The organism is Natrialba swarupiae (genome assembly GCF_008245225.1).
GTDB lineage: Archaea > Halobacteriota > Halobacteria > Halobacteriales > Natrialbaceae > Natrarchaeobius > Natrarchaeobius swarupiae.
Map to the genome: position 1 here is coordinate 1 of NZ_VTAW01000054.1, position 9,050 is coordinate 9,050.

At 56.3% G+C, this 9,050-nt stretch carries 9 protein-coding genes and 2 pseudogenes; 2 read left to right on the top strand and 9 right to left on the bottom strand.

All coding sequences use genetic code 11. The features are described from left to right. Positions 1-369: 369 nt before the first annotated feature. Entirely contained in the window at positions 370-1,305 is a 936-nt protein-coding gene (locus tag FYC77_RS19595) for an ArdC-like ssDNA-binding domain-containing protein (protein WP_149083181.1), read from the bottom strand. Positions 1,306-1,810: 505 nt separating this feature from the next. Between FYC77_RS19595 and FYC77_RS19600 the strand changes: the two genes are divergently transcribed. Beyond that, positions 1,811-2,047 (top strand): hypothetical protein, encoded by a 237-nt coding sequence (locus tag FYC77_RS19600; RefSeq protein WP_149083182.1) that lies wholly within the window; start codon positions 1,811-1,813, stop codon positions 2,045-2,047. A gap of 135 nt (positions 2,048-2,182) precedes the next feature. Here FYC77_RS19600 and FYC77_RS19605 read toward each other — a convergent pair whose 3' ends face one another. From FYC77_RS19605 to FYC77_RS19645, 8 genes and pseudogenes are all read right to left on the bottom strand, one after another. After that, complete coding sequence (locus FYC77_RS19605) at positions 2,183-2,869, bottom strand: hypothetical protein (RefSeq protein WP_149083183.1); 687 nt, start codon at positions 2,867-2,869, stop codon at positions 2,183-2,185. A gap of 12 nt (positions 2,870-2,881) precedes the next feature. Continuing rightward, positions 2,882-3,547 (bottom strand): helix-turn-helix domain-containing protein, encoded by a 666-nt coding sequence (locus tag FYC77_RS19610; protein ID WP_149083189.1) that lies wholly within the window; start codon positions 3,545-3,547, stop codon positions 2,882-2,884. A 184-nt stretch (positions 3,548-3,731) separates the two neighbouring features. Next, on the bottom strand, positions 3,732-3,914 hold the full coding sequence (locus FYC77_RS19615) for a hypothetical protein (protein WP_394349034.1): 183 nt from the start codon (positions 3,912-3,914) through the stop codon (positions 3,732-3,734). Positions 3,915-4,200: 286 nt separating this feature from the next. Continuing rightward, a pseudogene (locus FYC77_RS19625) lies at positions 4,201-4,434 on the bottom strand (IS6 family transposase); the annotation flags it as partial. Positions 4,435-4,662: 228 nt separating this feature from the next. Then, entirely contained in the window at positions 4,663-5,526 is an 864-nt protein-coding gene (locus tag FYC77_RS19630) for a DNA-binding protein (protein ID WP_149083185.1), read from the bottom strand. A gap of 932 nt (positions 5,527-6,458) precedes the next feature. Then, positions 6,459-7,751: pseudogene (locus FYC77_RS19635) on the bottom strand (RNA-guided endonuclease InsQ/TnpB family protein). Next, positions 7,748-8,317, bottom strand: coding sequence for a hypothetical protein (locus FYC77_RS19640; RefSeq protein WP_149083186.1), 570 nt, complete (start codon positions 8,315-8,317; stop codon positions 7,748-7,750). The pseudogene FYC77_RS19635 and the gene FYC77_RS19640 overlap by 4 nt, the downstream one beginning before the upstream one ends. After that, positions 8,310-8,465 carry a DUF2080 family transposase-associated protein gene (locus tag FYC77_RS19645; RefSeq protein ID WP_149083187.1) on the bottom strand — a complete coding sequence of 52 codons (156 nt, stop codon included), beginning with the start codon at positions 8,463-8,465 and terminating at the stop codon, positions 8,310-8,312. Before FYC77_RS19645 ends, FYC77_RS19640 begins: the two co-directional genes overlap by 8 nt. 53 nt (positions 8,466-8,518) lie before the next feature. Here FYC77_RS19645 and tnpA point away from each other — a divergent pair, with 53 nt between their 5' ends. Next, the gene (tnpA, locus tag FYC77_RS19650) at positions 8,519-8,917 is read left to right on the top strand and encodes an IS200/IS605 family transposase (protein WP_149083188.1); all 399 of its coding nucleotides are present in this window, start codon (positions 8,519-8,521) and stop codon (positions 8,915-8,917) included. Positions 8,918-9,050: the final 133 nt, after the last annotated feature.

Genomic DNA, 9,050 nt, shown 5'->3' on the forward strand with positions numbered 1-9,050 from the left:
TCGAGAAAATAACGCAACGCATCAGCTTCGCAAAGAAGTGGTGTGAGAAGTTCCTTGACTTTCAGAAGTTATCTTAGCCATTAGGGCTCGCCGCCTGCTCCCCTTTTCCGGACATATCCGGGAGAGGCATCGCCGTCGTCACCGGAACAACGGAGCAAGGTACCATAGTTTTGACTCATCAGCAATTGCTGTGACTGACAGCTACTGCATCTTCTGAGGTCGAAAAGCCGTCTCTAACGCCGTGAAATTGTAGATCAGCAACCCCACCCCGATGCCGTATTGCGTTCAACAAGGCATTGCAGCTGGTACTCATCCTGATCGAGTCCCTGTTCCTCGAGGGCTTCGACAATCTCAAACAACAACCGTTGCTCACTCATTGCTCATCACCTCCTCGACGGCATCGATGATCTCCTGAGACGTCGAACTAATGCGCTCGAGTCGATCAAGCAACGTCTCCGGCTCGTCTCCCTCCCACGCAGCGAGGTAGAACGCTGACCCACTCGTGTCCAGCCCAAAATATCGACCGACGATGTAGCCGACAGCTTCGGCCTCGAGTTCGCGCTTCGTTCGTTCGTCTTCGGTATCGATGCCACCGTGTAACAGCGCGTGAGCGTACTCGTGAACGAGTGTGACGGCGAGATCAGCCTCGTTTTCACGATCACGCACTTCCACGAGTGGCTGTATCCCCACCCGATACTGACAGACGCCCTTGGCGCTGCCGTGAGACCATTCCCGAGACGAGACGATCTCAACCTCCACCTCGAGTACGGATGCCGCCTCAAGGAGCCCTGGGACCAGCTCGTTCGCGTTACCGAGTGCTTCCGTCTCGAGTTCCGGGAGTGGCTCCCCTTCAGTCTGTGAGACATCGAAGACTGGTGCTGGTCGAAAACCGACGAGCCCTTTGTCCCACTCGTCGGGTTCAGTGTCGTCGTATTCGCAGTCACTCCGCTCGTGATACGATGGTGAGTTCCCGCATTCAGGGCACTGTTTCGCGATGATCGGTGCCCAGATCCAGATCGCCTTCTCACCCTCTCTCACGTGCCGGTCGAATTCGTTTTGCCACGTTCGGTAGCCGGCGACCGTGGTCGCATGCGGACACTGCAATTTGATCAACAACGTGTTCCGGTGCGAGTAGTCGTGGAATCGGCTCTGCACGTCGAGCCACTCTTTGAATTGCTCGCTCGAAACGGCGTCATCAACCTCCTCAACCAGGTCTCCAAGCCACGCTTCGATCGTACTATGCATCTCGTCGTGCCGGGTGTCGGAATCACCGAACGTTTCCCGGGTGCTGCTGCTCGTAGCCATAATCGATTCGTGTCTCTCGAGTCGAACTCGAGAAGACCACCACCACCCGGTGGGGTCGCAAAAAACACGCAGACAACGAACGGATGCGAAGTCGCTAGTCAGTCGATATTGAGCTTTTATGTGGCTGATGCGTTATCTGATTGTCAAATCGATCGATTTCATTATCTCCACACCAGAAATTATATTATTGTAGGTTACATCCATTGGGATGGAAGCCATCGCGCTCCAAAACAGCGGACGCGGGGGCATTGCGTATTGAAATGCCCCGGGTGCTGAGACACCCGAGACGGTGGCTTCCAAACACGGCACGTTTGGCTGCCATGCTTTCGTTACTTCTACCGAGACAAAAAGGTCTCGCACGACGGTTGAGTATCGCCAACGATCAGTTACAGCCCTGGCTGAGTCACCGTTCCCCTCCGAATCGCGCCCGTCTACATAACTCGAGTCAGCTCCAAAGTGGTCAGTCACCCTGTCGCCAGTGGCGACACGCAAGGAGGAACTACGAATGAGCTCCAGTGAGACTCCCGGGAATGGGTCCGATGACGAGCTCGCAGAACCCGTCTGTGATCGGTGCGGCGAGCCGATTCCGGCCGAACGGGTGACCCACCTCTCGAGCGAACCCTGCCCCGAACTCGCCGACCGTTACGCAGCTGTTACGAGGACGTACTGTCCCGACTGCATCGCTGCTATTGGGATGCTCGAGTTCACACCGGAGGCCCGCCCGAACGCCGACTCGGAGTGAGGATACTCAGACACCACCGTTTTATACAGGCAATGACTCATCGAAGAGACCACGTCCCCTTTTGTCTCTATCCTTTGCGGATGTGCTACCAGCGAGCCGTATTTACACAACAAGTGGAGTCGTCGGTACGATCGCTTAGAGCTTCTTGAGCTGAGACCGTAGGAACTCGATCAATTCGTCGATCTCGTCCTCTGGTAGTGCTTTCTGCTGGAAAACACCCTTGAACGAATCCGCAAACCCTTCGTGTTCCAGTTGTTCAACCACATTTTCAATCTGTTCGGCAAGTTGCTCCGGATTGCCCCGATGAACGTGATGTTCGATCTGATCGAGATCAGCTTCAGAACCAACGATGACGAGATCTCGAGCATCCGCAAGCCGACCGCTGTGGAGTTTGAGCGCGAACAGTAAGGCGGGTTTCGGGATGCGAGCGGTTAGATTGTCCGTTATCTCTAGCGTCTTGATGACACTGTGTTCGTGGAGATATCGATATGACCATTCGGCATCGGTCTGGCGGCAACGGAGTGTGCCGACCAGTGCGTCGAACTCCACAGTGGTGTCGTTAACCTGTTTCTCGTATCTGACGATGCGCCCCTCGTAGACGTTTGCAATGTCGTTGTCGAACTCCTTCCTATAGTCTAATTCGCCGAGCAGGTCATCGTACGCCTCGAGCTCCGTCTCAGGGATGACCATATCGACATCGGTGGTGAAACGCGTCTGGAAAGCTGAGACTGCCCAGCCTCCAACGAGAACGTATGGAAGTTCCTCGTCCTGTATGGCACGATGCGTATCGATAAGTTCGGCTTGTCGCTCTTGGAGACTCATATTCAAATCTGCTCAGTCAGCAGGTAGCTGATCGTGGTGATTCGCGTCAATATCGACATCATACTCATTGGCGATAATCTCCAACGCTGGTTCGTATGCCGCTCGAGTCTGCATCATCTGTTCGACCGCATCGTCTAACGGAATCACGGGGTTGCCATCGTTCCACTCGACATCGATCCCATCAGTCTGGGGGAATAAGACGTAGTGGACGCTTCCGTCGACATCGTCTGCATCCGGTCGTTCACCAACGGTGGTATCGATTCCGAACCGTTCGAAGAACTCGATCCACCTATCGATGTCACGCTTGTGGATCTCGATAAAAACTGGGTAATCATCGTGGCTGCGCGCGATCTGGTATCCACCATCCGTCCATATGTAAGCGGCATCGATTTCGGTGTACGCGTACTCCATACCGGCAAAGTGTGGGATCACGTACGCGTCATCCTGCGAGACTTCGTCGCGGCTGTATAATGTTCCCATCATCTCTTCGTATCGACGGCGCATCTCGTAATCGGCGACCTGAATTCCACTATCTGTTTTCGAGATAATATTAGCGTCATCCAATCGACCAATCCAGTCGTACACCCACGAATACGATGTCCCGACCTTATTCGAAATTCGGTTAATTGAATCACCACGCTGTGTTACTAAGACGATCTTCGCAGCAGTGGAATTCATAAGTTCGACTGTTACCATCGTTTTCGATGTTATCTTGAACGAGATAGCAAGACAAGAATCTATCGCCGATACAAGCACGAAATTCGACTGTATTATCGACCAACCCGCTTCACAACAACTTGCGTCGACGGTCACGGAAGTTCGTGTCTCTCGTCAGCGAAGCCGACGGAAACGGGATGCACCTCTACGCTGGGATGTGCCCCCGTTGGACCGGCGACCGCTTCGCACGCTTGAGTTCCCGAAGATCTCGCTGGGCCTGCTGCTCGAGTGCCGCTGTTCGCCGACACCGCTCACAGGCTTCTGTGTCGACGGTGTCATCGAAATCGATCGTGAACCGTTTCCCGCGGTGATCGCGTTGCTCGAGCATTAGTATCCCTCTTGGTTAGCAATCGCAGCATCTCGAGTATCTGCGCGGAGATCCTCGTATTGGATCTCACACGCCGGCGGGCAGAAACGCCCAGCGTACCCTACTTGATCTCGAGCGTCTGCCTGCAAGTGTTCGTACCGGACTGCACAGCCATCCGAACAGAACCGGCCAGCACATCCAGTCCGTTCACGAGAGAGTGTCGAACACGTCGGCATTCGGCACGTGTTTCGCTCGGTCATCTGGCGATACCTCGCGTCTGATGGGCTGTACGAGAGAAAGCTCTCGTGGACGTCGGCGGGTCTGGAACGCTGTCAGCTAGCCGATGTACCCAGTGCCAGATTGCTTGATGAGAGCATTCTACGCCGAGTGAGTGAAGAACCGCTTGTATCTCTCGGAGCGAACAACCGGTTGCGTGGCGACGGACGGCGAACACCCTGACGGGCGTCGCCGTCCGCTCACGCTCCCAAGCTTCATCAAATTCCGCCGCGTATGACTCATTGAGCAGGTCTGCGAGCTGTATGATCAAACCAACTCTACGACCTGCTCGCTTCTCAAACCACGCTAACTAGACGGTGCCTAGTCATCAAGTATGCCTGTTTTTTGACCGGTAAACAAAATAAAGGGTTGGGTAGACTTAACGGCGAAAGCCCGACCGCACAACGGCCGGGGGCCGTGAGCAGTCCGGAACGTGGAGGTGGTGGGCGGTGGCGGTGATCGTATCCACCAGCAAAAAAAGGGCTACGAACGGCTATTCCCACCACGTCTCGCGCTCTGGGAAAACGACCTCTGACCACCGAGTGAGCGCGAGTGAACATCGTCCGTTGTACCAGTTCTTCGCCGCTGCCCTGAACCGCACCCGCTCGTCCTCGTCGACCAACGGCTGCTTGCTCTTCTTCCAGACGGTGAACTTCGTTCGTCCTGTTTCGTCTTCGAGTAGCCCGACCTGTTGCTGACTCGAGCAGGCAGGCTCCCACAATTCGATCACGCGCCCTTCGACGCTGACCTTGCCGCGAGTGATCTCCTCGAGTTTCCCGATCGGGACAATAGTTCCTGCTTCGTGAAGCAGCTCTTCTTTCGTCTCCATCACGGCCTCGAACAACGCTGTCCCCTCGAGGACACGACTCGCGATCCGCTTTGCGATGACTGCCCGACTGTAGCCTCCTTGAACGTCATCAGCCAACCGCTGTGCCTGCTGATTGACCTCCGCCAACTGCTTGCGCTCGAGCGTTTCACGGGGGTCTACTCGACGCTTTGACTGCCGCTTCTCACGACACATCGACTCGACCGTCTTCCGAGTTCGTCGTGCTCGTCCGTTCTGCTGACCCAACTCGGCTTGGGCACTGATGCGCTCGAGTTCTTTTTCTCGAGCTCGAATGCGCTCTTCTTGAGCCAGGGTCGCGCCGTAGATCCGATCTTCGCTCGTGTCGACGATTCCATCAGGGTGGTTTGCATCGACCTTTGCCTGGATCTCCATCTCGACCGTCGCCCGGAACTCCGGGGTTTCATCGACGACGTACTCCGCATCGGCGTCACGCTCCGCTCGAGTGTCTACCTGTTCGTATGCCTGTTCATCGACCGAAACGACCTTACTGACTGAATTCTTACTTGACATTGGAACTTGCACCGTTCCGAAGGCGCTCACTCGGCGTCTTCTTCCGACACCACGACTCTCCAGCCATGGCTCTCGACGTCGACCGACTCATCCAACATGTGCGCTCTCGCTCGCGCCTTCGTGAGCGCCCCTTGGGGCGCGAGCGAGAGCGCCTCGGGGAGTCATCCAACCAGAACCGCGCGCCGACCCGCCCAGAGCGAGCGGCCAGCTTTAAGCCGTTTCTCGTGTCCGGCCCGGACTGCGGGTCCGTGTCCAGCGCGACGGTCATGAGCACGGCGAGTCGTGGTGTGACTCGCCGCGCGGAGTGGCCTAAAGTGCTGGAACGCGAAAACCCGCGAGGGGCGCAACCGAAAACGCGCTTAATGCTGGCGTCGAGACCAGATTCATTTCAGCCCGGAACGGCGAGCTTGCTCGCCGCATGCCCGGAATGGTCGGTCGCGAGTGATGCGGAGGGCGGAAGCGGCGAGCGGGGCGTGCCGTAACAAAGAACCTGTTCAACCGGGTTCGACGCTCAGTGAGACAGCCGATATCCTGGTGGACTCAGAAAGGGCGAGGTTGTCTCGGTCACCGGGAGACGACGTCTCCCGAGCTCACGGCGCAAAACGCCGTGAACGTCCCCCGACTCCGCAAGCACCGCAGGTACGAGGAGCGCAGCGTGGGTCGCGGGATGTCGAGCGGTCGAGGGCTTTCGAGACGGTAACGGCCATCGCTGTCGGGCTGATATCGAATTTTGCTCCGCAGTGACCGGTGTGCGGACCCAACGAGGAGCGGCCTACTCGAGAAGATCTTCGACGAAGCGGAAGCCGTTCACGTATGTGACTGAATCGCCGTAGCCCTCACTGGCGAAGACATTTTCAGCCCTTTCTCCGCGAGGGTATCCGTCGTGTGAACCGCCTCGGGGTCAAGCCTCGAGGCTTCTGTCTTCCCGCAGTTTAATCTGACACTCCCATCGTCCTCGACGCCATACCCCGGGATGGGTCACGGTCGTCTCGAACGGACGAGTGGGTTGCGGTCGGGGCGTCCACGGCCCCCGATGCCCGCCGTCGCACCTTCCTCATTGTGGGAAGGCTGTTGAGAGCGGGCACATTCCAATCTTGATGTTTCTTGACGCCTTTCACGGCGATGTTCACGCTTGCACCACGGTCGCTGTGGTCTTGATGACTACAAGACTTGCACTTGAACCGCTTCCTTCGACGGTTCGCTCGCTCTGTGTGTCCACAGATTGGACACCGTTGGCTCGTGTACTCGGGATTAATCCACGCGGTCGGAATCCCCTCGAACGACGCCTTGTACGACGTGTAGTATTGAAGGGCGCGGAACGGGAGGTGGTGCAAGCGTCGGTTCATCCGGGTGCCGTAGTCGATACTGTCGCGCATCTCTTTGAGGTCTTCAAAGACAATGCACGGATTCTCGAACCGCTGGCTCCACTCCACGATGTGACGGCTCACTTTGTGGAGCCGGTCACGGACGAACCGTTCCTCACGCCCTTCCAGCGTGTCTTGGATACCCGACTTCCCTGCGTTCTGGACGCGCTTTCGCATCGTGAAGTAGCGGTGACGCTCGAACTTGATTTCAGGGAAGTCGATAACCAATTAGTCTTCGACGCCATCCTCGGAGAGTGCGGTGAGTGCCACGTTATCCTCGTTCACGTCCGCGCCGACAACCGTCCGCGAGTCCTGCTTGTCTCGGACGCCCTGCTCGGTGTTGCGGATGTTGACGTGGAGTTCTGGCTCACCGTCCCGCCACAGCGTTTCCGACGTTGAGACCTTCCACTCGTCGCCTGTGAGCGCGGTCTTGAGGAGGTCGAGGTGGGTGTCACTTCCTTCGAGGACGCCCTTGACGTGGTTGTACGGCTTTGCGCTGATGCGGAACGCCACATCGCCTTCATCGGTGAGCGACAAGTTGTATCCCTCCGTGAAGTTCGCCCGGAGCGGGTACGTTCCGTCTTTTGTGTGACTCGGAAGCCCGTAGTCGTCGTACTCGTAGTAGTTCTCCATCGCCCCGAGTGCCTTGGCGACGATGCGTTGGGTCGTGTTCTTCACGAGGTCGGCATCGCTTTCGAGGCGAGGAGAAATCGAGTTCCAGTCCACACCTTCCTTAGCGAGCCGAATGGTTTCGTTGGACACTCGTCGGGCTTCGAGCGTGGCGTCGTACAGCAGGCTCTCGTTGTCACTCTGGATGTTGAGTTGGAGGTCCAGAGTTTTGACGAGAGGATTCATAGTCATTTGATTCGAACGTCGATTAGGCTCCCAATCTCGTGAGTCGGAGGGTCATACTGGATATGGAATTCTGAGTTATACGACTTCTCTTGGCACTCTAGGGTTCGTTCAACTTTGACCGTGACAGTAGGGTGGTCATCCCACGGCGGAAGCACTTCTTCTTCACGTTCTTCCTTGAGTGCTTTTTCTGCTTCTTCCCGAGTTAATCCCTCGTACTCATCCAGCCACCACTGTCGGGACGCATTAATGTCCACAACACAGTATCCGGGTTGTTCGTCAACTGGATCGGTGTACACGACAGAGGAATCAATTCCTACTCTGTCTAATTCGTCCATCCCGATTTTTGCAAAACACATGAGCGTCTGCCCTTCGTCTTCAACGTTGGCACGCCATATGGTTGCGTTCAGAGTTGCCTTTGGGAGCGTATCACTCTGATAGGACGAACCGTTATACTTCGACATAGGGGCACTCATCGGCCCATCAAATCGGAGTACCACATCTTCCCCTTCAGCCTCACAGAGTGTTCGAACGAGTGAGGCAGTCCGGGCAGAATCACCAGTGCTACTACTCATTCTCTCCTCCGTCAGGTTCTGAGGTTCGGACGACTTTCACGTCGGCCCCACGCCAGCGTTTGGGCACGGTGACGTGGGCGCTGTTCCCGAAGGGTTTGACTTCACCGTCGAGAACTTCCTCGCCGTCGATTTCAAAGCGGTTCGGCACACAAGAGTATATCCTTTGGATATACTTAGCTGTATCGGTGGAGTGGGGTGGATATGGGTGAGAAGCGGTCAAACCACGCGGTGTACAACGTCAACTACCACTTCGTGTGGTGCCCGAAGTACCGCCACGCGGTTCTCGAACCAATTGAGGACTCTCTGGGAGCAAGTTTCCGTGACGTGTGCGACGAGTACGGCTACGAGATACTGTCGTTGCACATCTCCCCAGACCATGTGCATCTGTTTCTTTCGGCCCACCCGAAGTACGCTCTGAGCGAGATTGTGCGAACCGTCAAGAGCATCACGGCACGGAAGATGTGGGAACAGCACGAGTCGTACTTGGAGTGGTACCTGTGGGGCGGTGGGTTCTGGGAACGGTCGTACTACATCGGAACGGCAGGAACAGTCTCAACGGAGACGATTGAGCGATATATCGAGCGAACGGAACACGTCTAAGTGTCGGCTTCACTCCTCGGGGAAAGCCCCGAGCACTCGCCTCGCTTATCTGTAGAGAGGGTGCCACAGAAAACTTGACACGGTCAGTGTTAACAAGCAACTCTACTAACTTCTACAGTAAATCTGAGGTGAG

Bases quoted from the DNA above. Each gene is read 5' to 3' on its own strand.
- FYC77_RS19595 (WP_149083181.1), bottom strand. From the start codon at position 1,305: ATGGCTACGAGCAGCAGCACCCGGGAAACGTTCGGTGATTCCGACACC.
- FYC77_RS19600 (WP_149083182.1), top strand. From the start codon at position 1,811: ATGAGCTCCAGTGAGACTCCCGGGAATGGGTCCGATGACGAGCTCGCA.
- FYC77_RS19605 (WP_149083183.1), bottom strand. From the start codon at position 2,869: ATGAGTCTCCAAGAGCGACAAGCCGAACTTATCGATACGCATCGTGCC.
- FYC77_RS19610 (WP_149083189.1), bottom strand. From the start codon at position 3,547: ATGAATTCCACTGCTGCGAAGATCGTCTTAGTAACACAGCGTGGTGAT.
- FYC77_RS19615 (WP_394349034.1), bottom strand. From the start codon at position 3,914: ATGCTCGAGCAACGCGATCACCGCGGGAAACGGTTCACGATCGATTTC.
- FYC77_RS19630 (WP_149083185.1), bottom strand. From the start codon at position 5,526: ATGTCAAGTAAGAATTCAGTCAGTAAGGTCGTTTCGGTCGATGAACAG.
- FYC77_RS19640 (WP_149083186.1), bottom strand. From the start codon at position 8,317: ATGAGTAGTAGCACTGGTGATTCTGCCCGGACTGCCTCACTCGTTCGA.
- tnpA (WP_149083188.1), top strand. From the start codon at position 8,519: ATGGGTGAGAAGCGGTCAAACCACGCGGTGTACAACGTCAACTACCAC.